17 protein-coding genes are annotated in these 23,389 nt (G+C 71.8%); 9 read left to right on the top strand and 8 right to left on the bottom strand.

Annotation, left to right across the window (positions count from 1 at the left end; all coding sequences use genetic code 11):
• Positions 1-166 precede the first annotated feature (166 nt).
• Positions 167-895 carry a rhomboid family intramembrane serine protease gene (locus AB0D85_RS44090; RefSeq protein WP_362334173.1) on the top strand — a complete coding sequence of 243 codons (729 nt, stop codon included), beginning with the start codon at positions 167-169 and terminating at the stop codon, positions 893-895.
• Between the two features lie 152 nt (positions 896-1,047).
• Here the strand turns inward: AB0D85_RS44090 and ppdK are convergent, their stop codons facing one another.
• Together ppdK and AB0D85_RS44080 are read right to left on the bottom strand one after the other, a co-directional pair.
• Complete coding sequence (gene ppdK, locus AB0D85_RS44085; protein WP_362334170.1) at positions 1,048-3,768, bottom strand: pyruvate, phosphate dikinase; 2,721 nt, start codon at positions 3,766-3,768, stop codon at positions 1,048-1,050.
• A 420-nt stretch (positions 3,769-4,188) separates the two neighbouring features.
• On the bottom strand, positions 4,189-5,436 hold the full coding sequence (locus AB0D85_RS44080) for an ROK family protein (RefSeq protein WP_362334167.1): 1,248 nt from the start codon (positions 5,434-5,436) through the stop codon (positions 4,189-4,191).
• Positions 5,437-5,556: 120 nt separating this feature from the next.
• Here AB0D85_RS44080 and AB0D85_RS44075 point away from each other — a divergent pair, with 120 nt between their 5' ends.
• The 3 genes from AB0D85_RS44075 to AB0D85_RS44065 all read left to right on the top strand — a co-directional run bounded on the left by AB0D85_RS44075 (position 5,557) and on the right by AB0D85_RS44065 (position 11,150).
• Complete coding sequence (locus AB0D85_RS44075) at positions 5,557-6,987, top strand: trehalase family glycosidase (RefSeq protein ID WP_362334164.1); 1,431 nt, start codon at positions 5,557-5,559, stop codon at positions 6,985-6,987.
• A 63-nt stretch (positions 6,988-7,050) separates the two neighbouring features.
• Positions 7,051-8,988: a glycogen debranching N-terminal domain-containing protein gene (locus AB0D85_RS44070; protein WP_362334161.1), complete on the top strand. Its 1,938-nt coding sequence runs from the start codon at positions 7,051-7,053 to the stop codon at positions 8,986-8,988.
• 149 nt (positions 8,989-9,137) lie between these two features.
• Positions 9,138-11,150, top strand: coding sequence for a sulfatase-like hydrolase/transferase (locus AB0D85_RS44065; RefSeq protein WP_362334158.1), 2,013 nt, complete (start codon positions 9,138-9,140; stop codon positions 11,148-11,150).
• A 77-nt stretch (positions 11,151-11,227) separates the two neighbouring features.
• Here the strand turns inward: AB0D85_RS44065 and dusB are convergent, their stop codons facing one another.
• Positions 11,228-12,370, bottom strand: coding sequence for a tRNA dihydrouridine synthase DusB (dusB, locus tag AB0D85_RS44060; protein WP_362334155.1), 1,143 nt, complete (start codon positions 12,368-12,370; stop codon positions 11,228-11,230).
• A 122-nt stretch (positions 12,371-12,492) separates the two neighbouring features.
• Here dusB and AB0D85_RS44055 point away from each other — a divergent pair, with 122 nt between their 5' ends.
• Positions 12,493-13,944 (top strand): MFS transporter, encoded by a 1,452-nt coding sequence (locus tag AB0D85_RS44055; protein WP_362334152.1) that lies wholly within the window; start codon positions 12,493-12,495, stop codon positions 13,942-13,944.
• 17 nt (positions 13,945-13,961) lie between these two features.
• On the opposite strand, the gene AB0D85_RS44050 is transcribed toward AB0D85_RS44055, so the two are convergent.
• Positions 13,962-14,300, bottom strand: a complete 339-nt coding sequence (locus tag AB0D85_RS44050; RefSeq protein WP_362334149.1) for a hypothetical protein — start codon at positions 14,298-14,300, stop codon at positions 13,962-13,964.
• A gap of 81 nt (positions 14,301-14,381) precedes the next feature.
• Positions 14,382-15,284: a helix-turn-helix transcriptional regulator gene (locus AB0D85_RS44045; protein WP_362334145.1), complete on the bottom strand. Its 903-nt coding sequence runs from the start codon at positions 15,282-15,284 to the stop codon at positions 14,382-14,384.
• 101 nt (positions 15,285-15,385) lie between these two features.
• On the opposite strand from AB0D85_RS44045, the gene AB0D85_RS44040 reads away from it, so the two are divergent.
• The gene (locus tag AB0D85_RS44040) at positions 15,386-16,813 is read left to right on the top strand and encodes an MFS transporter (RefSeq protein ID WP_362334142.1); all 1,428 of its coding nucleotides are present in this window, start codon (positions 15,386-15,388) and stop codon (positions 16,811-16,813) included.
• Positions 16,814-17,033: 220 nt separating this feature from the next.
• Here AB0D85_RS44040 and AB0D85_RS44035 read toward each other — a convergent pair whose 3' ends face one another.
• Positions 17,034-19,295 (bottom strand): SpoIIE family protein phosphatase, encoded by a 2,262-nt coding sequence (locus AB0D85_RS44035; protein WP_362334139.1) that lies wholly within the window; start codon positions 19,293-19,295, stop codon positions 17,034-17,036.
• Between the two features lie 286 nt (positions 19,296-19,581).
• Here AB0D85_RS44035 and AB0D85_RS44030 point away from each other — a divergent pair, with 286 nt between their 5' ends.
• From AB0D85_RS44030 to AB0D85_RS44020, 3 genes are all read left to right on the top strand, one after another.
• Positions 19,582-19,800 (top strand): hypothetical protein, encoded by a 219-nt coding sequence (locus tag AB0D85_RS44030; RefSeq protein WP_362334136.1) that lies wholly within the window; start codon positions 19,582-19,584, stop codon positions 19,798-19,800.
• A 61-nt stretch (positions 19,801-19,861) separates the two neighbouring features.
• Positions 19,862-21,016: a serine hydrolase domain-containing protein gene (locus AB0D85_RS44025; protein WP_362334206.1), complete on the top strand. Its 1,155-nt coding sequence runs from the start codon at positions 19,862-19,864 to the stop codon at positions 21,014-21,016.
• 189 nt (positions 21,017-21,205) lie between these two features.
• Complete coding sequence (locus AB0D85_RS44020) at positions 21,206-21,730, top strand: hypothetical protein (RefSeq protein ID WP_362334132.1); 525 nt, start codon at positions 21,206-21,208, stop codon at positions 21,728-21,730.
• Here AB0D85_RS44020 and AB0D85_RS44015 read toward each other — a convergent pair.
• Both AB0D85_RS44015 and AB0D85_RS44010 read right to left on the bottom strand, forming a co-directional pair.
• Positions 21,723-22,313 (bottom strand): TetR family transcriptional regulator, encoded by a 591-nt coding sequence (locus AB0D85_RS44015; RefSeq protein WP_362334129.1) that lies wholly within the window; start codon positions 22,311-22,313, stop codon positions 21,723-21,725. The two genes, AB0D85_RS44020 and AB0D85_RS44015, sit on opposite strands and share 8 nt — an antisense overlap.
• Positions 22,314-22,351: 38 nt before the next feature.
• Complete coding sequence (locus AB0D85_RS44010; protein WP_362334126.1) at positions 22,352-23,374, bottom strand: aldo/keto reductase; 1,023 nt, start codon at positions 23,372-23,374, stop codon at positions 22,352-22,354.
• Positions 23,375-23,389 lie beyond the last annotated feature (15 nt).

Genomic DNA, 23,389 nt, shown 5'->3' with positions numbered 1-23,389 from the left:
GCCTGACCGGACACCCGTCCCCACGTCCGCCACCAACACCCTGAGCACGGAACAGGCATCAGCGCGCCCGCGTTTCCTGTGATTTTCCGGCCAGATGCCGGCCGACCAAGCTGCCGTAGAGTGCGCCACGGTGGGAACGCGGAAGCCGTACCGGGGGGAGCCTGCCATGGGTACGCCGGACAAGGACCGGGCCGACGTGGGACCGGTCGGTGCCGAGCAGATGATCGCGGAGGCGCGGAAGGCGTTCTTCGTGATGTTCGCGCTGCTCGCGGTCGTCTGGCTCGTGCAACTCGCCAACTTCGCCGACCACTACGGCCTCTCCCGGAACTACGCGGTGGTGTCCGGCGACGTCGGCACGCTGCCCGACATCCTCGTCGCGCCGCTGCTGCACTGGAGCTGGGCGCACATCGAGAGCAACTCCGGTCCCCTGTTCGTCTTCGGTTTCCTCGCCGCCTACCGGGGCGTGGTGCGGTTCCTCGGGCTGACCCTGCTGATCGCGCTGAGCAGCGGTGCGGTCGTCTGGTTCTTCGAGCGCGGCGATGTGGCGACGGTCGGCGCCAGCGGCCTGATCTTCGGGTACTTCGGCTACGTCGTCGTACGGGGACTCTTCGACCGGCACCTGATCGACACGCTGGTCGGAGTCGTCATGGGCGCCTCCTTCGCCTACCTGCTCACGGTCGCCGTGCCCGGCACACCGGGAGTGAGCTGGCTCGGACACCTCGGCGGGCTGCTCGGCGGCCTGGTCGGGGCATGGCTCTTCCGGGACCGCCGCGCGCGGACCGCCGCCGGGGGCGGCGGCACCGGCCGAACGACGGCCGGCGGCGCCCCGAAGGCACTCCCCGACACCCCGCGCGCCGACCTGTACAAGGAACTCGGCGACCTGGGCCTGCTCTGAAAGGCGTTTTCAGACACCACGGAACACACCGAGGGGCGGCACCCCCGCACAGGGTTGCCGCCCCTCTCTTGCGTGCCGGGGCCACCGTCCATCGGTCTTGAGGGTCGGGGACGGACGGCGGACCCGGGGTTCACAGGAGACCTGAGTCGGTCTCAGCGGTGGTCGCTGCCCGCCGACTGCGTCGCCGCCCGGCCCGCCTCCAGCCGCGCCACCGGGATGCGGAACGGGGAGCAGGAGACGTAGTCCAGGCCCACCTCGTGGAAGAAGTGGACGGACTCCGGGTCGCCGCCGTGCTCGCCGCAGACGCCCAGCTTCAGGTCCGGGCGGGTCGCCCGGCCCGCCTTCGCCGCCAGCTCGACCAGGGAGCCCACGCCGTCCTTGTCGATCGTCTCGAAGGGCGACACGCCGAAGATGCCCTTCTCCAGGTACGCGGTGAAGAAGGAGGCCTCCACGTCGTCGCGGCTGAAGCCCCAGACCGTCTGGGTCAGGTCGTTCGTGCCGAACGAGAAGAACTCCGCCGCCTCCGCGATCTGGGCCGCCGTCAGGGCCGCCCGCGGGAGTTCGATCATCGTGCCGATCGACAGCTTCAGGTTCGTGCCCGTCGCCGCCTCCACCTCCGCGATGACCTGGTCGGCCTCCTCGCGGACGATCTCCAGCTCCTGGACCGTGCCGACGAGCGGGATCATGATCTCGGCGCGCGGGTCGCCCTTGGCGTTCTTGCGTTCCGCCGCGGCCTCGGCGATGGCGCGGACCTGCATCGTGAAGAGGCCGGGGATGACCAGGCCCAGGCGGACGCCGCGCAGGCCCAGCATCGGGTTCTGCTCGTGCAGGCGGTGCACCGCCTGGAGGAGACGGAGGTCGTTCTCGTGGGACTCCTGGCGGGACTCGGCCAGGGCGACGCGCACGGAGAGTTCCGTGATGTCCGGGAGGAACTCGTGCAGCGGCGGGTCGAGGAGGCGGACCGTCACCGGGAGGCCGTCCATCGCCGAGAAGAGCTCGACGAAGTCCTTCTTCTGGAGGGGGAGCAGGGCGCTCAGGGACTCCTCGCGCTCCTCCTGCGTGTCCGCCAGGATCAGGCGTTCCACCAGCTCGCGGCGGTCGCCGAGGAACATGTGCTCGGTGCGGCACAGGCCGATGCCCTGGGCGCCGAAGCGGCGGGCGCGCAGGGCGTCTTCCGCGTTGTCGGCGTTGGCGCGCACGCGCAGCCGGCGCTTGCGGTCCGCGAACGCCATGATGCGGTGGACGGCCTCGACGAGTTCGTCGGCGTCCTGGGCGCCCGCGTGCATCCGGCCCTCGAAGTACTCGACGACCGGGGAGGGCACGACCGGGACCTCGCCCAGGTAGACCTTGCCCGACGAGCCGTCGATGGAGATGACGTCGCCCTCCTCGACCACGTGGCCGCCGGGGACCGTCATCCGGCGGCGCTTCGTGTCGACCTCCAGCTCCTCCGCACCGCACACACAGGTCTTGCCCATGCCGCGGGCGACCACGGCCGCGTGGGACGTCTTGCCGCCGCGGGAGGTGAGGATGCCCTCCGCCGCGATCATGCCGTCGAGGTCGTCGGGGTTGGTCTCCCGGCGGACCAGGATGACCTTCTCGCCCGAGCGGGACCACTTCACCGCCGTGTACGAGTCGAAGACCGCCTTGCCGACCGCCGCACCCGGCGAGGCCGCGATGCCCCGGCCGACCTGCTGCGTCTTGGCCTGCTCGTCGAAGCGGGGGAACATCAGCTGGGCGAGCTGGGCGCCGGTCACGCGCTGGAGCGCCTCGGTCTCGTCGATCAGGCCCTGGTCCACCAGCTGGGTCGCGATCCGGAAGGCCGCCCCTGCGGTGCGCTTGCCGACGCGGGTCTGGAGCATCCACAGCTGGCCGCGCTCGATCGTGAACTCGATGTCGCAGAGGTCCTTGTAGTGGTTCTCCAGCGTCTCCATGATCTGCATCAGCTGGTCGTACGACTTCTTGTCGATCTGCTCCAGCTCCGCGAGGGGGACCGTGTTGCGGATGCCCGCGACGACGTCCTCGCCCTGGGCGTTCTGCAGGTAGTCGCCGTAGACGCCCTGGTGGCCGGAGGCGGGGTCACGGGTGAAGGCCACGCCCGTGCCGGAGTCGGGGCCCAGGTTGCCGAAGACCATCGAGCAGACGTTGACGGCCGTGCCGAGGTCGCCGGGGATGCGCTCCTGGCGGCGGTAGAGCTTGGCGCGGTCGGTGTTCCAGGACTCGAAGACCGCCTTGATGGCGAGGTCCATCTGCTCGCGCGGGTCCTGCGGGAAGTCCCGGCCGGCCTCGGTCTTGACGATCTTCTTGAACCTGGTGACGAGCTTCTTGAGGTCGGCCGCCTCCAGGTCGGTGTCGACGGTGACCTTCTTGGCCTCCTTCGCCGCGTCCAGGGCCTCCTCGAAGAGTTCGCCGCCGACGCCGAGGACCGTCTTGCCGAACATCTGGATGAGGCGGCGGTAGGAGTCCCACGCGAAGCGGTCGTCGCCGGCCTGCTTGGCCAGGCCCTGCACGGATTTGTCGGAGAGGCCGATGTTCAGGACGGTGTCCATCATGCCGGGCATCGAGAACTTGGCGCCGGAGCGGACCGAGACCAGCAGGGGGTTGTCGGACTGGCCGAGCTTCTTGCCCATCCGCTGCTCCAGCGCGTCGAGGTGCGCACTCACCTCGTCACGCAGTGCCACCGGCTCCTCGCCACTGTCGAGGTAGACCTTGCAGGCTTCCGTCGTGATCGTGAAGCCGGGGGGAACGGGGAGTCCCAGGTTGGTCATCTCGGCGAGGTTCGCACCCTTGCCACCAAGGAGGTCCTTGAGGTCCTTGTTTCCCTCGGTGAAGTCGTAAACGAACTTCGCTACGTGGGGTTCTTTGTTTTCCGACACGGGTCTCGACTCCCTCGAGGACGCGGTGGCTGCCCTGACGTCGAGGAACATACCCAGATCGAAGGCGCCTGGGTACGTCTACTTGCGTGTCATGCGCCCGTAACCCGTCGTCCGCCAGTGGATCGAAAGTCAAAGCTTGGCAAGCGAAGACCGGGTTGTGTTTTCACTTCCTGAACGCAAGACCGCTCACTGCTGCACTATTTCGCTCAGATGAGCAGAGAGACTGCACGTCTGATTTCGATCGATGAACGATCAAGGGGTGGCACCCAGTGCCACCCCTTGAGGAAGTGCAGTCGCCCATGATCCGCTCATCTGAGCGCAACCCTTATCAAGGGTGGCGAGAATCACGCTGCCACAGACCGCCCGGGTTCACCATGCGGACACCGGAACGGAACGGAAAACGGAACCGCAACGCAGGGGTCACATACCGAGCGCCAGCAGCCGTTCCTCCACCCGCTCCGGTGCGTACAGATGCTCCACGACCAGCGCCCCGGCCCCGATCAGCCCCGCCCGCTCCCCCAGCCGCGAGGTGACGACGTCCAGGTGGGCGGTGGAGCGGGGCAGCGCCCGCTGGTAGAGCAGCTCCCGTACGCCGGTGAGGAACGAGGTGCCCGCCAGATCCCCGGCGATCATCAGCACGCCCGGGTTCAGCAGGGTCACGACGGTGGCGAGGACGTCTCCGACCATGCGGCCGGCCTCCCGCGCCAGCGCCGCCGCCTCCGGGTGGCCCGAGGCGAGCAGATCGCGCACATCTGAGCCGGACGCCGCCGGAACCCCGGCCTCCGCCAGCCTTCGGGCCACGGCACCCCCGCTCGCGACGGCGGCGAGGCAGCCGTACGAACCGCAGCGGCACTGCGCCTCCGCGCCCACCCGGATATGGCCGATGTCCCCGGCGCCGCCGTCGATGCCCCGGTAGATCGAGCCGTCGACCACGACCCCGGCCCCGATACCGGTCGAGACCTTGACGAGGACGAACGCCGAGCAGCCGGAGTACCCGGTGCGCTGCTCCCCGTACGCCATCAGGTTCGCGTCGTTGTCCACCAGGACCGGGACCGGCGGGGCGCCCGTGTGTTCCGTGAACGCCCCGGCCATACGGCCTCTTATGTCGTAGCCGTCCCAGCCCGGCATGATCGGGGGCTGGACGACCCGGCCGGTGTCGGTGTCCACGGGGCCCGGCACCGCGAGGCCCACCCCGCACACCTCGGCCGCCCGGTGTCCGGCCTTCTCCAGCAGCTCGGCGAACCAGCGGCCGAGTTCGCCGAGCACGGCGCCCGGGCCGTCCTGGATGACCAGGGTGCCGGAGTGCTCCGCGAGGATCTCGCCGGTCAGGGACAGTACGGCGGCCCGGGCGTGCCGGGTCTCCAGGTCGGCGGCGAGGACCACCGCGTGGGAGTCGTCGAACTCGAGGGTGATGGAGGGGCGTCCGCCGAGCGGGGAGTCGACCGGGCCGCCGGCGCCCTCGCGCAGCCAGCCCGCGCGGAACAGGCGGTCCAGGCGCTGGCCGACGGTCGCGCGGGAGAGTCCGGTGACCTGCTGGAGCGCACCGCGCGTCACGGCCCGTCCGCTGCGCACGAGTTCGAGCAGTTCACCGGCGCTCGCCTGACCGCCGCCCCTGCCGACCCTGCCGGTGGTACCCGTCCTGCCGGTGCTTCCCGGACGTCCGGTCATGCGCACCCCCTTGTGTTTCTCAAGCTTGCATTACATATTGAGTTTTGCGTGTTAAATAGACGTAACCCTACGGTAGCCACTGCCAAACCCGGCCGGCCGAACGTCTTCGGGGAGTCCCGAGTGGATCGCACTGCCCAGCTCACCACCCCTGCGCTCGATCGCGAGATTGCATACGATCCGCCGCCCCTGTCCACGACCGGGCCGGGGTCCCTGCACGTCAGGGCCGCCCGGGTGCTCACCGACAACTGGACCGGCACCTCGACCGTGCCCTCCCGGAGCCTGTATCCGCACCAGTGGTCCTGGGACTCGGCGTTCATCGCGATCGGGCTGCGGCACCTCTCGCCGCTGCGCGCGCAGACGGAGCTGGAGACGCTGCTGGCCGCCCAGTGGGCCGACGGGCGGATCCCGCACATCGTGTTCAACCCCTCCGTACCCCTCGACGCGTACTTCCCGAGCCCCGACTTCTGGCGCTCCTCGACCGCGGGGCGCGCTGCGGGCGCCCCGCGCACCGTACAGACCTCCGGGATCGTGCAGCCACCGGTGCACGCGCTGGCGGCCTGGCTGGTGCACCTCGCCGACCCGGGGCTCTCGCGGGCGCGCGGCTTCCTGGCTGCCGTCTACCCACGCCTGGCCGCCTGGCACCGCTATCTGCTGCACCGGCGCGACCTGGGCGGCGGCGGTCTGGCCTCCGTCGTACACCCCTGGGAGCAGGGGATGGACAACAGCCCCTGCTGGGACGCCCCGCTCGCCCGGGTCGCCCCGGCCCCGGCACGCTCCTTCCGGCGCGCGGACCTCGACCACGGCGCCGCCGAGGACCGGCCGACGGACCTGGACTACGGGCGGTACGTGCGGCTGGCCACGGACTACCGGGACGCCGAATACGCGGACCGCACCAGCGAGTTCGCCGTCGAGGACCCCGCCTTCAACGCGCTGCTCATCGCCTCCGAGCACGCTCTCGCCCGGATCGCACGGGAGTTGGGGGCGACCGGCACGGCCCGGCACGCGCGGGCACAGCGGCTGACGGCGGCGCTGGTGGACCGGCTGTGGGACCCGGAGAAGGAGATCTTCCTGTGCCGGGATCTGCGGGGCGGCGGTCTGCTCCCCGAGCGCAGCGTCTCCGGGCTGGTCCCGCTGCTGCTGCCCGAGCTGCCGCGCGAGGTCGCGACCGCGCTCGTACGCACGCTGAGCGGCCCGCACTTCGGCACCGGTACGCGGCTGGTCCCCAGTTACGACCTGCTCGGCGAGGCCTTCGACCCGCACCGCTACTGGCGCGGGCCCGCCTGGTTCAACACCGGCTGGCTGCTGGAGCGGGGGCTGCGCGAGCACGGTGAGCGGGAGCGGGCGGACGCGCTGCGCGAGGCGGTCGTACGGACGGCCGACGCGAGCGGGTTCGCCGAGTACGTCGACCCGTACACGGGCGAGGCGTGCGGCGCGACCGGGTTCAGCTGGACGGCGGCGCTCGCGCTCGATCTGCACCACCAGCGGCCCGCACCGCACGGCGAGCCGCACGGTGAACCACACAGCGCACGTCAAAACCTGGACAAGAGCTGACAAAACGAAGTGTCCCCAGGGGCACCGGCACGTTCGAACTGAAGACAAAGGAGGGGACCGGGGATGACGGACCGGCATCATCTGCTCGTGCACGGCGCGACGTTCGCCGCCGTGGACGACCGCGGCGACATCAGCGGCGTCCGGGGCGGCGGTTCCCCGGACGGGTTATTCGTACGGGACGCCCGGCACCTCAGCCGCTGGCAGCTGACGGTGGACGGGGCGCTGCCCGAGGTGCTCACCCCGGTCACCGACGGGGACGGCACACGCTGTGTCCTGGTCCCGCGCGGCGGCCGCCAGGAACCGCCCGCGCACACGCTCTTCCGGGAACAGGCCGTCGGCGACGGCTCGTTCGTGGAGTCCCTGCGGGTCACCAGCAACCGCCCGGTGCCCACCACGATCCGCCTCGCGATCACCGCCGACGCGGACTTCACCGACCAGTTCGAACTCCGCGCCGACCACCGCACCTACGTGAAGTCCGGGGCCGTACGCTCCCGGCAGGTCCTCGACGACGGGCTGGAGTTCGGCTACCGCCGGGGCGAGTGGAGGTCCTGTACGACGATCACCGCGGAGCCCGCGCCGGACGGCGTGGAGGAGACCGGGACCGGCGCGCGGCGGCTGGTGTGGACGCTGGAGCTGGAACCGCACGGTACGGCCGAGTTGATCCTCCGGGTGATCGGGCGCCCGCACGGCGACCGGCGGGCGCTGCGCGTGCCGCGCGACCCGGCCGCACTCAACGAGCAACTCCTTGCCATAGAAGGCGAGTTCGTGGAGGGCGTCGCCTTCCCGACCGGCTGGCCGGAGCTGGCGGCGGCCTGCGCCCGCGGCCTCGCCGACCTCGCCGCGCTCCAGGTGCCGGCCACCGGACCGGACGGCGAGGAGCTCAAGGTCCCCGCCGCGGGCGCCCCCTGGTTCCTCACCCTGCTCGGCCGCGACGCCCTTCTCACCTCGCTCTTCGCCCTCCCCTACCGCCCCCGGATGGCCGCCGCCACCCTCCCGGCACTCGCCGCCACCCAGGCGAACGAGGCCGGCGCGAACTCCGTCGCCCAGCCCGGGAAGATCGTCCACGAGGTGCGGCACGGGGAACTCGCCCACTTCGGGCAGGTGCCGTACGGGCGTTACTACGGATCCGTGGACGCGACGCCGTTGTTCCTGATCCTGCTCGGCGCGTACGTGGAGCAGACCGGGGACACGGAGATGGCCCGGCGGCTCGAACGCAACGCCCGTGCGGCGGTGGGGTGGATGCTCGACCACGGCGGGCTGACCTCGCGCGGCTATCTCGTCTACCGCGCGGACAAGGGCGGGCTCGCCAACCAGAACTGGAAGGACTCCCCCGGCGCGATCTGCTCCGCCGACGGCAGCCGGCCGGTCGGGACCGTGATGGCGGCGGGGGCGCAGGGGTACGCGTACGACGCGCTGCGGCGGACGGCGTGGGTGGCGCGGACCGTGTGGAACGACGAGACGTACGCCGCGCTCCTCGAACAGGCCGCCGGTGATCTGCGGGACCGCTTCCAGCAGGACTTCTGGATGCGGGAGTCGTCGTTCCCCGCGCTGGCCCTGGACGGGGAGGGCCGGCCGGTCGACGCGCTCGCCTCCGACGCGGGGCACCTGCTGTGGTCCGGGCTGCTGGACAAGGAGTACGGCGAGGTGGTCGGGCGGCGGCTGCTGGAGCCGGACTTCTTCTCGGGGTGGGGGGTACGGACGCTGGCCGCGGGGCAGGCGGCGTACCACCCGTTGTCGTACCACCGGGGGTCGGTGTGGCCGCACGACAACGCGCTGATCGCGTTGGGGCTGGCGCGGTACGGGCTGCATGACGAGGCCCGGGCCGTGGCGCACGGGCTGGTGGACGCGGCGACGGCCGGGGGGCACCGGCTGCCGGAGGTGTTGGCCGGGTACGGTCGGGACACGCACCCGGAGCCTGTTCCCTATCCGCACGCCTGTGTTCGGGAGTCCCGGTCCGCGGCGGCTCCTCTGGCGCTGTTGACTGCGGTCGGGGGTGCGTAGGGTTGGGGGCGCTGTATTTGCCCGGTGTTTGCCGGAAGGCCTGAACAGGGGTCTTGTGTGGATCGTACGGAAAGTCGGCGGGCCCAAGCCTCCCCAAGCGTTGGTCCGCCCATTCCGTTTCACGGGTCTCGCACGGAAGGACCTCCGGGTTGCCTCAGCACACGAGTTCACGCCAGTCATCCAGTACGGCCGGGGAGACCGAGGCTGAGGTCGAGGCGGTCGTCGCCGAAGAGAGCGTCGAGGAGAAAGCCGACGCCAGGTCCGAGGCCGAGGCCGGGGCCGAAGAGACAGAAGAGGCAGCGGTGGCCGAGAAGACGGCCGTGCCCGAAGAAGCCGCCGCAGCTGATGAGGCCCCGGCCCCCGAAGCCGCACCCGAAGAAACGGTCGCCCCCGACGCCGTACCCGAAGAAGCGGCCGTCTCCGACGAGGGGTCCGGCGCCGGAGCCGTGCCCGAGGCGGCTCCCGACGAGGTCACTCCCGCCCGGCGCCCCCGGATATGGCAGCGCTGGCGGAAGGAGCACCCCGGCGCCGCCCGTGTCCTCTCCATCGCCCTGACCGTCCTGTCCGCCCTCCTCGTCTACACGTGCCTGCTGATGCCGAACACGCTCAGCGGGCTGAAGCTCGTGACGTTCGTGCGGATTCCGGCCGAGGGGATCATGGGCGCGGTCGTGCTGCTGAGTCTGCCGCGCCGGGCGCGGCTGATCCTGTCGGCGCTGGCCGGGGCGGTCGTGGGCGCGCTGGCCGTCGTCGACCTGTTCAACATGGGGTTCGTCGACTATCTGGGGCGGCCCTTCAACATCATCCTGGACTGGTCGCTGCTCCCCGACGCCCGCGGCTATCTCGCGGACACCCTCGGCGGGACCGTCGAGCTCGCGATCACCGTCGGTGCCGTCCTGCTGATCTTCCTGGTGATCGGGCTGGTCGCGCTGGCCACCGTGCGGGTCTCCAACCAGCTCACCCGGGTCCGGGCGAAGGCCACCCGGGGCACGCTGATCGTCGGCACGGTGTGGATCACCTGCAACGCGCTCGGGCTGTCGATCGCCGGGTCGCCGATCGCCGCGCAGAAGGCGACCGCCGTGCTGAAGTCGCAGGTGCGGACCGTCGAGGTGACGCTGAAGGACGAGTCGGAGTTCCGGAAGGTCGCCAAGGTCGACGCCTTCGGGAACACCCCGGGCTCCCAGCTGGTGCCGGCCCTGCGCGGCAAGGACATGATCTTCACGTTCATCGAGAGCTACGGCCGCAGCGCCATCGAGGACCCGATCGAGGCGCCCGGGGTCGACAAGACGCTGGACGCGCAGACGGCGATGCTGAAGAAGGCCGGTTACGCCGCGAAGAGCGGCTGGCTGACGTCGGCGACGTACGGCGGCAGCAGCTGGCTGGGGCACTCCACGACCATGTCCGGGCTGTGGGTCAGCAACCAGCAGCGGTACCAGACGGTCATGGCCAGCGACCACCTGAGCCTGACCAAGGCGTTCAAGAAGACCGGTGACTTCGACACGGTCGGTGTGATGCCGGGTATCCAGAAGGGCTGGCCGGAGCAGAGCTTCTACGGCCTCGACAAGGTCTACAACGCCTTCCAGCTGGGTTACAAGGGACCGAAGTTCAGCTGGTCGACGATGCCCGACCAGTACGCGCTGCAGCAGTTCCAGGACCGGGTGCACAGCAAGAAGACGGCCGACGGCAAGTCCCGGATGTCGTTCCTGATCCTGACCTCCAGCCACCAGCCGTGGGCGCCGATCCCGAAGATGGTGCCGTGGGACCAGCTGGGCGACGGCTCGGTCTTCAACGCGATCGAGAAGGCCGGCAACAAGGCGGCGGACGTCATCGCCGACACCACCAAGTCCCGCCAGGAGTACGGCAAGTCGGTGCAGTACTCGGTGACCGCGCTCACCCAGTGGCTGCAGCGCTACGGCAACGACAACACGGTGCTCGTCTTCCTCGGCGACCACCAGCCGATCGCCCGGGTCAGCGGCAACCACGCCAGCCGTGACGTGCCGATCTCGATAGTTGCTAAAGACCCGAAGGTCCTTGACGCGATCGACTCCTGGAACTGGACCGACGGTCTGCGCCCGGCGCACAACGCCCCGGTGTGGAAGATGAGCTCGTTCCGCGACAAGTTCCTGACGGCGTACGGGTCGACTCCGCACCCGAAGACGAACTGAGCGCGTCGGCTGCGCGGCTCGTCCGGTGCGGGCCGGTGGGGGCTGGTCGCGCAGTTCCCCGAGCCCCTACGGGGCGCTCAGCCGCCGGACGTGTCCAGTTCTGCTTCCTCGCCGATCCCCGCGCAGTCGTACGGGTCCTTCAGCCAGCCGTCCGGCAGGACCACCCGGTTGTTGCCGGAGGTGCGGCCGCGGGGGCCGTCGGCGCCCGTGGGCCAGGGCTGGTCGAGGTCCAGTTCGTCGAGGCCCGCGCGGAGTTCGGCGAGCGAGGACGTGATGGCGAGGCGCTTGCGCATCTCGCTGCCGACCGCGAAGCCCTTCAGGTACCAGGCCACGTGCTTGCGGAAGTCGACGACACCCTTGGACTCGTCGCCGATCCACTCGCCGAGCAGCGTGGCATGCCGGACCATGATGTCGGCGACCTCGCGGAGGGACGGCTTGAGGATCTCCTGCTCCCGGCCCTCGAAGGCCGCGACCAGGTCCGCGAAGAGCCACGGCCGGCCCAGGCAGCCGCGGCCGACCACGACTCCGTCGCAGCCCGTCTCGCGGACCATCCGGAGCGCGTCCTCGGCCGACCAGATGTCGCCGTTGCCGAGGACCGGGATCTCCGGGACGTGCTCCTTGAGGCGGGCGATGGCCTCCCAGTCGGCGGTGCCGCCGTAGTGCTGGGCGGCGGTGCGGCCGTGCAGGGCGATCGCGGTGACGCCCTCCTCGACGGCGATGCGGCCGGCGTCGAGGTAGGTGATGTGGTCGTCGTCGATGCCCTTGCGCATCTTCATGGTGACCGGGAGGTCTCCGGCGCCGGAGACGGCCTCGCGGAGGATCGCGCGGAGCAGGTTCCGCTTGTACGGGAGGGCCGAGCCGCCGCCCTTCCTGGTCACCTTGGGGACCGGGCAGCCGAAGTTCAGGTCGATGTGGTCGGCCAGGTCCTCCTCCGCGATCATGCGGACGGCCTTGCCGACGGTGGCCGGGTCGACGCCGTACAGCTGGATCGAGCGCGGCTTCTCGGTCGCGTCGAAGTGGATCAGCTGCATGGTCTTCTCGTTGCGCTCGACCAGCGCCCGGGTCGTGATCATCTCGCTGACGAACAGACCCTTGCCGCCCGAGAACTCCCTGCACAGGGTCCGGAAGGGCGCGTTGGTGATCCCCGCCATGGGGGCGAGGACGACCGGCGGCAGGACGGTGTGCGGGCCGATCTGGAGGGGGGACTCGGGCGTGGGCATTGCCCCATTGTCGCGCATGCGCGGGGGACGCCGGCCGGGGGCGGACAATGATCATGTATCGGTCATTAGTTAGCGGCACTATTAGTTAGACACACTATCGAAGCGGGCGTACGATGGGACGCATGCCCGAGCTGACCCCCCGCCGCCGCATGCTCGTGCTCGCGATCTGCTGTATGAGCCTGCTGATCGTGAGCCTCGACACGACCGCCCTCAACGTCGGCCTGCCGTCCATGCAGCGCGAGCTGCACGCCTCCACGGCGGGCCTGCAGTGGACCATCGACGCGTACACGCTCGTCCTGGCCTCGCTGCTGATGCTCGCGGGGTCGACGGGCGACCGGGTCGGCCGCAAGAAGGTCTTCATGACCGGCCTGGTGGTCTTCTCGATCGGCTCGCTGCTGTGCTCGCTCGCGCCGAACCTGGAGTCGCTGATCGCGTTCCGCATGGTCCAGGCGGTGGGCGGCTCGATGCTCAACCCGGTGGCGATGTCGATCATCACCAACACCTTCACCGACCCGCGCGAGCGGGCCCGGGCGATCGGGGTGTGGGGTGCGGTGGTCGGCATATCCATGGCCGCGGGACCGCTGGTCGGCGGCCTGCTGGTGGAGTCGGTCGGCTGGCGCGCGATCTTCTGGGTCAACCTCCCGGTGGGCGTGGCGGCGGTGCTGCTGACGCTGCGCTTCGTGCCGGAGTCCCGGGCGCCCAAGGCCCGCCGCCCCGACCCGGTCGGGCAGGTGCTGGTCATCGCTCTCTTCGGCTCCCTGACCTACGCGATCATCGAGGCGCCGACGGCCGGGGCGGGCACGGTGCTGCCCTTCGCCGCGGTGGCCCTCGCCGCCCTCCTCGGACTGCTCTGGTACGAGCCCCGGCGCGACGAACCCCTGATCGACCTGCGCTTCTTCCGCTCGGCACCGTTCAGCGGGGCGACGGTGATCGCGATCAGCGCGTTCGCCTCCCTGGGCGGCTTCCTGTTCCTGTCCACGCTCTACCTGCAGAACGTGCGCGGCCTCGACGCCCTGCACGCGGGTCTGTGGATGCTGCCGATGGCGGTCCCGATGTTCCTGTGCGCGCCGCTCGCCGGCCGCCTGGTCGCCGCCCGGGGCCCGCGCCTGCCGCTGGTGGTGGCCGGGGTCGCGATGACGGCCAGCGCGGTGCTGTTCGCGGCCTTCGAGGCGGAGACCTCCAACACCACCCTCTTCCTCGGCTACGTCCTGTTCGGCATCGGCTTCGGCTTCGTGAACGCCCCGATCACCAACACGGCGGTCTCCGGCATGCCGAGGTCCCAGGCCGGGGTCGCGGCCGCGGTCGCCTCGACCAGCAGGCAGCTGGGCCAGACCCTGGGCGTCGCGGTCATCGGCGCGGTCCTGGCCTCGGGGATCGGCTCGTCCTCGTACCGCCAGACCTTCGTGGCGGCCGCCCGCCCCGGCTGGTGGATCCTCGCGGTCTGCGGTGCGGCGGTGCTGACCCTGGGCGCCCTCACGAACGGCCGCTGGGCCCGCACCACGGCCGAGCGCGCGGCCGAGCGCCTGGAGTCGGCGGAGATCCGGCAGGTGGTGGGGGCCGGGGAGCGGGTCTGATCCGTCGCCGGCGGCCCTCAGCAGGAGCGCATCATGCGCTGGTGGCGGGTCCGTACCGCACGGCCGAGGGCGCCCAGGGCCAGGGCCTGGAGCAGGGCCGACACGACGATCGTGGACACGAAGAACCAGTCCGGCGTCCGGGCCGGGTCCCATGCCGTCCTGCACAGCGCGCCGACGAGCAGGAACGCGGGGAAGGTGACCAGCGGCGGCCAGGCCCAGGCGTAGCCGGGGTCCGGGTCCTGGCCGGAGTCGATCGCGGCCTTGACGACGACGAGGGCGACCAGGGCGAGATAGGCCGCCGAGAGACGGTTGGCGACCGTCAGCCGTACGAGCGTGCGGACTGTGCCTGATTCCATCGGACGCCCCCTGAAGTAGCCGTGTTCGCTCCCTCCCTGCATCCTCGGACGGCGGCCGGGCCCTGTCCTGAGTACGGGTACTCAGTCCCGCTCGGCGGGGACCGCCAACTCGTGCAGTTCTGCCACCCGTTGCCGGGACTCCTCGTCCACCGGCACATAGGTGACCATCCGCGCCCCGGACTCGGGGTTCAGCCACAGGTCCGTGTGGTCCAGGCTGAGGAGTCCGACGTACGGGTTGAGGAACTGCTTGGTCCTGGTGTTGCGCAGGCCCGTCACCTCGTACCGCTCCCAGTACTCGCGGAACTCGGGGGACTCCGCCGTCATACGCTTGACCAGCATCTTCCAGGCCGGCTCGCCGAGGTGGCCGGCCATGGCGACGCGGAACTTCGCGGCGATCAGCCGGCGGGTCTCCTCCAGGTGCACGATCGCGCGGCGCCAGTCGGGGTGGGTGTAGACCAGGATCAGCAGGTTGCGGTCCTCGGGCGGCACCGCGTCGAGGTCGCCCGTCAGACGGGCGTAGGTGCGGTTGTAGGCGAGGATGTCGTAGCGGCTGTTCTGGATGCAGGCCGGGATCGGCTCCAGGGCTCGGAGCATCTCCTCCAGGGCCGGGGTGACACCCGTGCAACTGGCCGCCGGGGTCGGGTCGACGGCCTCGGCCAGCTGGAAGAGGTGGGCGCGCTCGCTGCCGTCGAGCATGAGGGTGCGGGCGAGGGCGTCCAGGACCTGGACGGAGACCTGGATGTCCCGGGCCTGCTCCAGCCAGGTGTACCAGGTGACGCCGACCGCGGAGAGCTGTGCGACCTCCTCGCGGCGCAGGCCCGGTGTGCGGCGGCGGGTGCCCTGCGGCAGGCCCACCTGCTCCGGGGTGATCCGCTCACGGCGGCTGCGCAGGAACGCGGCCAGTTCGTGCCGCCGGATGCAGGAACTCCGTACCGCCGGAGCCTTCGTCGCACGAGCCGCCGCATCACGCGCCATGGTGGTCATGCCTCCAGCGTGCCGTGCGGCCGATCCTGTTTCCAGGTACTCGTTCTACCAGGATAAGGAGACTCTGGTACCAGTCTGAGCGAGCCAGCATTCTCGATGCCATGACCGAAACCGTCACCACTCCGGCCGTACGGTCCCCCTCCGCGCCGCCGGCGCTCGGCGGGCCGGGACTGTTCACCGTCCTGCTGGCCGCGGCCCTTCCCCTCATCGACTTCTTCATCGTCAACGTCGCCCTGCCCACCATCGGGACCGACCTGCACGCGAGCGAGGCCGTCCTGGAACTCGTCGTCGCCGGGTACGGCGTCGCCTACGCCGTGCTGCTGGTGCTCGGCGGCCGGCTCGGCGACCTGTTCGGGCGCCGCCGGCTCTTCCTCGGCGGCATGGCCGCGTTCGGGCTGACCTCGCTGGCCTGCGGACTGGCGCCCGGCGCCTGGTCGCTGGTGGCCGCCCGGGTCGCCCAGGGCGCCGCGTCCGCCGCGATGCTCCCGCAGGTCCTGGCCACCATCCAGGCCACCACCACCGGCGGCCGCCGCGCGAGGGCCATGAGCCTGTACGGCGCCACCGCCGGCCTCTCCATGGTCGCCGGGCAGATCCTCGGCGGGGTGCTGGTCGCCGCGGACATCGCGGGCACCGGCTGGCGCTCGGTGTTCCTCGTCAACGTGCCGGTCGTGGTCCTCGGGCTGGTGCTCGGCGCACGGTTCGTGCCGGAGACGCGGTCGCAGCGGCCCGAGCCGGTCGACGGGCCGGGGACCGTGCTGCTGGCCCTCTCCCTGCTCACGCTGCTCGTCCCGCTCACCGAGGGCCGGGCGGCGGGCTGGCCGCTGTGGACCTGGCTGTCGCTGGCCGCGTTCCCGGGCGTGGCCGTCGCCTTCTACGCCGTGGAGCGCCGCGCCGACCGGGCGGGCCGTACCCCGCTGGTCCCGCCCAGCCTGTTCGCGCTCGTCTCGCTGCGCCGGGGGCTGGCGCTGATGCTGCCGTTCTCGATCGGCTTCAGCGGGTTCATGTTCGTGATCGCCGTGGCCCTGCAGAGCGGGGAACACCTGGACCCGGTCCCGGCGGGGATGGCGCTCGCGCCGATGGCCGTCGCCTTCCTGTTCGTCTCGCTCGCCGGGCCGCGGCTGATCTCCCGGTACGGCAGCCGGGTGGTGACCGCCGGGTCCGTGATCCAGGGGATCGGCGTGGCCCTGATCGCGCTGGCCGCCTGGCGGGACTGGCCGCACCTGGGCTTCGTGGCACTGCTCCCCGGGGGCGCGGTCGCCGCCGCCGGTCAGGCCCTCCAACTCCCCAACGTGCTCCGGCTGGTGATGTCGGAGGTGCCGCCCGCGCGGGCCGGGGTGGGCAGCGGCGTGATGGTCACCACCCAGCAGTCCGCCCTCGCCCTCGGCGTGGCGACCCTGGGCACCCTGTTCCTCTCCCTGGTCCCGCACCAGGGCATGCGCGACGCCCTGGTCACGACCCTGCTGGTGCAGCTGGGCCTGGTGGTACTGACGGGACTGCTCAGCCTGCGGCTGCCGCGCACGGTGAACTGAGCGGGCGGTCACCTCGGCCCGCCGCCCGGGCGGTGGGCCGAGCGGCCCTCAGCCTCCCGCTCACGCACAGCGGCGAGCCGGGGCCGAGCCGCCGCCTCAGCCTCCGACCGCCCCAGCCTCCCGCCACCCCGGACAGCGGGCCAACCGAGCCGCCGCCCCGGCAGCCCGCCGCCGCGGGCGGTGGGCCGAGTGGCTGTCGGCTTTGGCGGGCCGGGGGCCCTCAGTTCGCGGGGCCGCCCAGCTCGAACCAGACGATCTTGCCGATGCCCAGCCGGGTCGTGCCCCAGCGCCGGGCCAGTCTGTTCACCAGGTACAGGCCGCGCCCGTGCTCCTCGTCGGGTGACGCCCGGCGCAGCCGGGGCAGTTGGGGCACGTCGTCGCCGACCTCGCAGCGCAGCACGTCCGTACGGAGCAGCCGCAGGCTGATCGGACGGGAGGCGTGCCGTACGGCGTTGGTGACGATCTCGCTGACCAACAGCTCGGCGGTGTCGGTGAGTTCCTCCAGGCCCCAGCCGGCCAGGGCCTGCCGGGTGAGCCGGCGGGCCCGGCCGGGGGCGCTCGCCTCCGGTTGCAGGGTCCAGTACGCCACATCGCTCGGCGCGATGCCGTCGAAGCGGGCGGCGAGCAGCGCGATGTCGTCGTCCCGGTCGCCGGGGCCGAGCATGTCCAGCACCTCGTCGCAGAGGGCTTCGAGCGGCGGCGGCCGGTCGGGGCCGGTCAGCTGGGCGGTGGCGGCGAGCTTCTCGCGCAGTTGCTCGATGCCGGTCCACACGTCGCGCAGCCGGGACTCGACCAGGCCGTCGGTGTAGAGGAGCAGGGTCGCCCCGGCGGGCGCGTCCAGTTCGACCGCCTCGAAGTCGATGCCGCCGACGCCGATCGGGGCGCCCGGCGGCACCTGGAGGACCTCGGTCTTGCCGCCCGGGTGCAGCAGGATGGGCGGCGGGTGACCGGCGTTGGCGACGGTGATGCGGTGCGAGACGGGGTCGTAGACGACGTACAGGCAGGTGGCCATGCGGTCGGTGCCCAGGCGCTGGGCCTGCTCGTCGAGGTGGTGCAGGACCTCCTGCGGGGGCAGGTCGAGACCGGCCAGGGTCACCGCGGTGGTGCGCAGCTGGCCCATGACGGCGGCGGAGGTCATGGAGTGCCCCATGACGTCGCCGACGACGAGGGCGACCCGGCTGCCGGGCAGCGGGATGGCGTCGTACCAGTCGCCGCCGACGCGTGCGGTCTCGGCGGCGGGGAGGTAGCGGAACGCCAGCCGGACGCCGGTCGGCTTGGGCAGGGTCTGCGGCAGCATCGCACGCTGGAGCCGGTCCGCGATGAAGGCCTCGCGGCTGTACAGCACGGCCTTGTCGACGCCGAGCGCGGTGTGGGTGGCCAGCTGGGCGGCGACCAGGAGGTCGGCGGGCTCGAACGCCGGACGCTCCGGGCGGCGCAGGAAGACCACCGCGCCGGTGACCCGGCGCCGGCCGCGCAGCGGGGCGAGGATCGCGTGCGACCCGGCCCACCCGTTCAGCCCGCTGTCCTCGCCGACGAGTTCGCTGAGCGCGGCGCGGGTCGCCCGGTCGTCGGCGAACACCGGCCGGACCCCGCGCAGCACCTCGGCGAGGGCGCCGCCGGGCACCACCTCGCTCCAGTCGGCCGCGTCGAGGTCGTCCTGTTCGTCGTCCACCGTCTCCACCGGCCAGACCAGGCCCTCGGCGGCGGGGCCCTTCATCCGGTCGGTGCGGCGCAGTCGCAGTGTGTCGGGGCCGGTGGGGCGTTCGTCGCCGACCGGGAGCGGGTCGCGCAGGTAGACGAGGGCCGCGTCGGAGTACGTCGGTACGGCGGCCCGGCACAGGCCGAGCACGATCTCGTCGGTGTCGAAGCCGCGCGCGATCCGCCGGGTGGCGGCGCCGACGTAGCGCAGGCGGTCCTCGTCCGGGGCCTTGGGCGCGTCGGCGGGCCGGACCCGCGGGGTCGCGGTGTCCTCGCTCACGCCCAGCGCGGCCTGCGCCGACAGCGTGTCCGCCAGGGCGATGTCGTCCGCCACGAAGTCCTCCCGGTCCGGTCGCCGCAGGAACACCGCCACGCCCACGACGGCGTCGGGCGCACGCAGCGGGGCGAGCAGGACACGGTTGCCCTGCGGGAGCCGGGGAGCCGTCCCGAGGAGTTCGGCGAGGGCCTCCTCGACGTCGTCCTGGCCTCTGCCCCGCGTTCTGCCGCATCTCAGGAACCCGGCCAGCACGCCGTCGGACGGCACCACGGCCTCGGCCGGGGGAGTACCGCCCATGACCGCGCCGAGTTCGGCCGGCACCCCGTCCAGCAGCAGCGTCAACTGCCCGGACCGGTCCGGTCCGTGGTCCGCGAGGTAGACGAACGCCCCGTCCGCCAGCTCCGGCACGGTCGACAGGCACAGTTCCCTGACGACCTGGGCCGCGCCCTCGGCGCGTGCGATCCGGCGGCCGGAGACGGCCAGGAAGCGTTGAGGATCCGGCAGCATTCGCCTCTCCGTGCCGGTGGCCGCATCAGGAAGTCAGCAAGGTCGCTCTCATCTTGAGCCAGGGTCAATTCCCTGTCCAGGGTTTCCGCCGGTACACCAAGTCCGGTTCACGGTCCGACGGTTGGTTCGCGCAGCCGGAACAGCCCGCCGATCGGCCGAAACGGGCGCCCCGGACACGGCTTGGCCAACTCGGCGTGAAGAAATCCCCGTTGATGTTCGTCTTGCTGCACACTCCTCCCGTCGACACGTGCCGAACGGCAGATCGGGCACTGACTCCGGAGGCGTTATGCCGCAGATCGACTCGAGCAAGGTCAGCCGCTGGGACCAGCACGGCCGGGAACACACGGTCCGTGTGCAGCGCACCGGCATCCAGCGCACGATCAGGTGCGACACCTGCGGCTGGCGGCAGGGCGCGCAGTTCCTGCCCTGGCTGAAGGCCGAGGAGCATCTGGCCGAGGCCCACCAGGCCACGGTGGACCCGGCGGGGGCACAGCCCTCCCGATGACTTTCCGCCCGCGTGGGAGTCGTACACACGACCGCACCCACCGGAAGGACGCCCGATGACCGTGACCCCGCTGTACACCGCCCTGCGCCGCCGTGTCGACGACGGAACGGTCCCCGGAGCCGTCGGGCTGCTCGCCCGGGGTGACGACGTCGAGGTCGTCACCGTCGGCGCCGTGGACACCGGGGGCTCCGCCCCGATGGCCCGGGACTCGATCTTCCGGATCGCGTCGATCACCAAGCCGGTCACCGCGGCGGCCGTGCTGCTGCTGGTGGAGGAGGGCCGGATCGGGCTCGCCGACCCGGTGGCGAAGTGGCTGCCGGAGCTCGCGCGGCCGATGGTGGTCCGCACGCCGGCGAGCCCCGTCGACGACGTCGTCCCGGCGGACCGCCCGGTCACCGTCGAGGACCTGCTCAGCTTCCGCACCGGCTGGGGCTTTCCCGCGGACTTCTCGCTGCCCGCCGTGCAGTCCCTGTTCACCGTGCAGCGCGACGGCCGCTTCCTCCAGGACTGGCCGGACCCGGACACCTGGCTGGGCCGCCTCGCCCAGGTACCGATGCTCCACCAGCCGGGTGCGGCCTGGCTGTACGGCACCTCGTCCGATCTGCAGGGCATTCTGGTCGCGCGCGTGTCGGGCGGTACGTTCCCCGACTTCCTGGCGGAGCGGATCTTCGAGCCGCTGGGCATGCGGGACACGGCGTTCGAGGTGCCGGCGTCGAAACGGCACCGCTTCACCTCCGCCTACGCCCCCGCCGAGGACGGCACCCTGCGCCTCGTGGACGCCCCGGACGGCGGGTGGAGCAGCCTGCCGCGCTTCCACTCGGGCGGCGGCGGTCTGGTCTCCACGGCCGACGACTGGCTGGCCTTCGGCCGGCTGCTGCTGAACGCGGGCACCGGCCCGGACGGCCGCCGGCTCCTCTCCCCCACCTCGGTCAGCCGCATGACCACCAACCACCTGACGGCGGCCCAGCGCGAGAACGCCGCCCTCTTCCTGGAGGGCCAGGGCTGGGGGTACGGCGGCCAGGTCGACGTCACCCCGGCCGACCCCTGGAACGTCCCGGGCCGCTACGGCTGGGTCGGCGGCACCGGCACCACCGCGCACATCGTCCCGGCCACCGGCACGGTCACGGTCCTGCTGACCCAGGCGGCCATGACGGGCCCGACGCCGACGCCGCTGATGCGGGACTTCTGGCGGGTCACGGCGCAGGCCGGCCGTTAGGCCGTTCGAGTGACTTTCGGCGGTGGGAATCGCGAGGTCAACACACATATCGCCACCTGCGGACTTTACCGAACCCATGCGCGTCCCCCACCCGTTCCGAAACCGCTCGGACCGCCCCCCGGGTCGCCGCCCGGCGCGGCCCGGCCAAGCCTGGAGGAGTTCCCCGTCCCCTTCGACAGGAGCTCTGCCATGCACCGCACCCAGCACCACACGGTGTCCCGTGCTCTCGCCGCCGGCGCCCTCTCCCTGGCCGTGCTGTCGGCCGGGACCGCCGGCGCCTTCGCCGCGCCTCCCAAGCCGAGCCCGACGCCGACCATGACCAGCCCGAAGCCGGGTATGGCCAGCCCGAAGCCGGGCAACGCCAGCCCGAAGCCCGGCATGACGAGCCCGAAGCCGGGCCACGCCAGCCCGAAGCCGACCCCGCCCATGTCCGGTATGGGCTCGATCACGGCCAGGGCCAGCAAGGCCTCGGTCATGACCGGTGAGCCGGTGACCTTCACCGGTCGTACCTCGGGGCTGAAGGTGGGCTCGCCCCTCGTGCTCCAGCACGAGGTGAGGGGCAAGTGGGTCCCGCTCAAGGCGAACGCGAAGGTCAAGAACGGCAGTTCCTACGCCCTGACCACCTCGTTCAGGACGAAGGGGACCGAGCACGTGCGGGTCGCGGCCGTCGGCAAGAAGGTCTACTCCCCGACCGTGACGGTCGACGTCACCTGAGCCCCCGCACCAGCAGCTCGACCAGAGCCGCGAAGTCCTCCTCGGCCTCCGGCCGCTCCCACTCGCGGGCATGACCCGGGTCGTGGAAGCGGCCGGTGGCCTGGAAGACGGTACGGGCCGCGACGGCGGGGTCGGGCACGGCGAAGACGCCGGTCCCGACCCCGTCCCGGATGATCTCGGTCAGCTGGCCGGTCAGGTCGGCGATGTGCCCGGTGACCGCCGGGCCGTTCTCGTCGGCCAGCACCATGTAGGTGGCGAACAGCTCCGGGTCGGCGCCCGCCTTGCGCCGCTTCGCGTCGAACAGGGCCCGCAGCCAGGCCCGCAGCCGGGCCTCCGGCTCCCGGTCCTCGGCCACGATCCCGGACAGCGCGGCCGAGGTGCGGTCCAGCCAGCGCTTGGTCACCGCCTCCCGCAGCGCCGCCTTGGTCCGGAAGTGCCGGTAGACACTGCCGTGGCTGACACCGAGCGCGCGGGCCACGTCCACCACGGTGGCCTTGGCGGGGCCGTGCCGGCGCAGCACCTCCTCGGTCGCCTCGAGGATGCGCTCGGCGGTCAGGGTCGGGGGCGGGGAGGTCGCTGCCATGGCCTAGACGGTACCTGGGCCGGCCTGCCGCGCCATGATCACTGCTCGGTGCCGAGCGTGGCCATCTGGACGGCCGGATAGCGGGTGCCCGCCGCCGCGTCCGCCGGTACGGCCTCCTCGATCGCCGCCAGCTCGGCCGCGTCGAGGGTGACGTCCAGCGCGCCCAGCGACTCGGCCAGCCGCTCTCGGGTGCGGGCGCCGATGAGCGGCACGATGTCGTTGCCGTGCTGCGCGCCCCGGGACAGGACCCAGGCGATGGCGATCTGGGCGACCGAGACGCCCTTCTCGTCGGCGATCTTGCGCAGCGCCTCGACGAGGTCGAGGTTGTGCTGGAGGTTCTCGCCCTGGAAGCGGGGCGAGTGGGCCCGGTAGTCGCCCGCGCCGAGCTGCCGGTCGCGGGTGAAGTGGCCGGAGATCAGGCCCCGGGAGAGCACTCCGTACGCCGTGATGGCGATGCCCAGTTCACGGGTGGTGGGCAGGATCTCCCGCTCGATGTCCCGGGTGATGATCGCGTACTCGACCTGCAGGTCGGAGATGGGCGCGGTGGCGGCGGCCCGCCGGATGTTGTCCGCGCTCGCCTCGCTGAGGCCGATGTGCCGGACGTAGCCCTGCTCTACCAGTTCCTTGATCGCGCCGACCGTCTCCTCGATCGGGACGTCCGGGTCGACGCGGGCGATCCGGTAGACGTCGATGTGGTCGACGCCGAGGCGCTGGAGGGAGTAGGCGGCGAAGTTCTTCACCGCGGCCGGGCGGCCGTCGTAGCCGAGCCAGCTGCCCTCGGGGCCGCGCAGCGCGCCGAACTTCACGCTGACCAGTGCCTGTTCGCGGCGGGCCGCGGGGGCGGTGCGCAGGGCCTCGCCGATCAGCATCTCGTTGTGGCCCATGGCGTAGAAGTCGCCGGTGTCGAGCAGGGTCACGCCGGCTTCGAGGGCCGCATGGACCGTGGCGATCGACTCGGCGCGGTCGGCCTCGCCGTACAGCGCGGACATGCCCATGCAGCCGAGGCCGAGGGCGGAGACCTGGGGACCGGTGGAGCCGAGGGTGCGGGTGTGCATCGTCATGGCTCCACCTTGGCA

Origin of the sequence: Streptomyces sp. NPDC048277 (assembly GCF_040652235.1) — a bacterium.
In the GTDB taxonomy this organism is placed as follows: Bacteria; Actinomycetota; Actinomycetes; order Streptomycetales; family Streptomycetaceae; genus Streptomyces.
This window is presented reverse-complemented; position numbering and strand designations above follow the sequence as displayed.

Excerpts from the sequence above, each read along its gene's own strand:
- AB0D85_RS44010 (WP_362334126.1), bottom strand. The coding sequence starts at position 23,374 with ATGACGATGCACACCCGCACCCTCGGCTCCACCGGTCCCCAGGTCTCC.
- AB0D85_RS44045 (WP_362334145.1), bottom strand. The coding sequence starts at position 15,284 with ATGACCACCATGGCGCGTGATGCGGCGGCTCGTGCGACGAAGGCTCCG.
- dusB (WP_362334155.1), bottom strand. The coding sequence starts at position 12,370 with ATGCCCACGCCCGAGTCCCCCCTCCAGATCGGCCCGCACACCGTCCTG.
- AB0D85_RS44015 (WP_362334129.1), bottom strand. The coding sequence starts at position 22,313 with ATGGCAGCGACCTCCCCGCCCCCGACCCTGACCGCCGAGCGCATCCTC.
- AB0D85_RS44035 (WP_362334139.1), bottom strand. The coding sequence starts at position 19,295 with ATGCTGCCGGATCCTCAACGCTTCCTGGCCGTCTCCGGCCGCCGGATC.
- AB0D85_RS44050 (WP_362334149.1), bottom strand. The coding sequence starts at position 14,300 with ATGGAATCAGGCACAGTCCGCACGCTCGTACGGCTGACGGTCGCCAAC.
- AB0D85_RS44040 (WP_362334142.1), top strand. The coding sequence starts at position 15,386 with ATGACCGAAACCGTCACCACTCCGGCCGTACGGTCCCCCTCCGCGCCG.
- AB0D85_RS44070 (WP_362334161.1), top strand. The coding sequence starts at position 7,051 with ATGACGGACCGGCATCATCTGCTCGTGCACGGCGCGACGTTCGCCGCC.
- AB0D85_RS44090 (WP_362334173.1), top strand. The coding sequence starts at position 167 with ATGGGTACGCCGGACAAGGACCGGGCCGACGTGGGACCGGTCGGTGCC.
- AB0D85_RS44020 (WP_362334132.1), top strand. The coding sequence starts at position 21,206 with ATGCACCGCACCCAGCACCACACGGTGTCCCGTGCTCTCGCCGCCGGC.
- AB0D85_RS44055 (WP_362334152.1), top strand. The coding sequence starts at position 12,493 with ATGCCCGAGCTGACCCCCCGCCGCCGCATGCTCGTGCTCGCGATCTGC.
- AB0D85_RS44030 (WP_362334136.1), top strand. The coding sequence starts at position 19,582 with ATGCCGCAGATCGACTCGAGCAAGGTCAGCCGCTGGGACCAGCACGGC.
- AB0D85_RS44080 (WP_362334167.1), bottom strand. The coding sequence starts at position 5,436 with ATGACCGGACGTCCGGGAAGCACCGGCAGGACGGGTACCACCGGCAGG.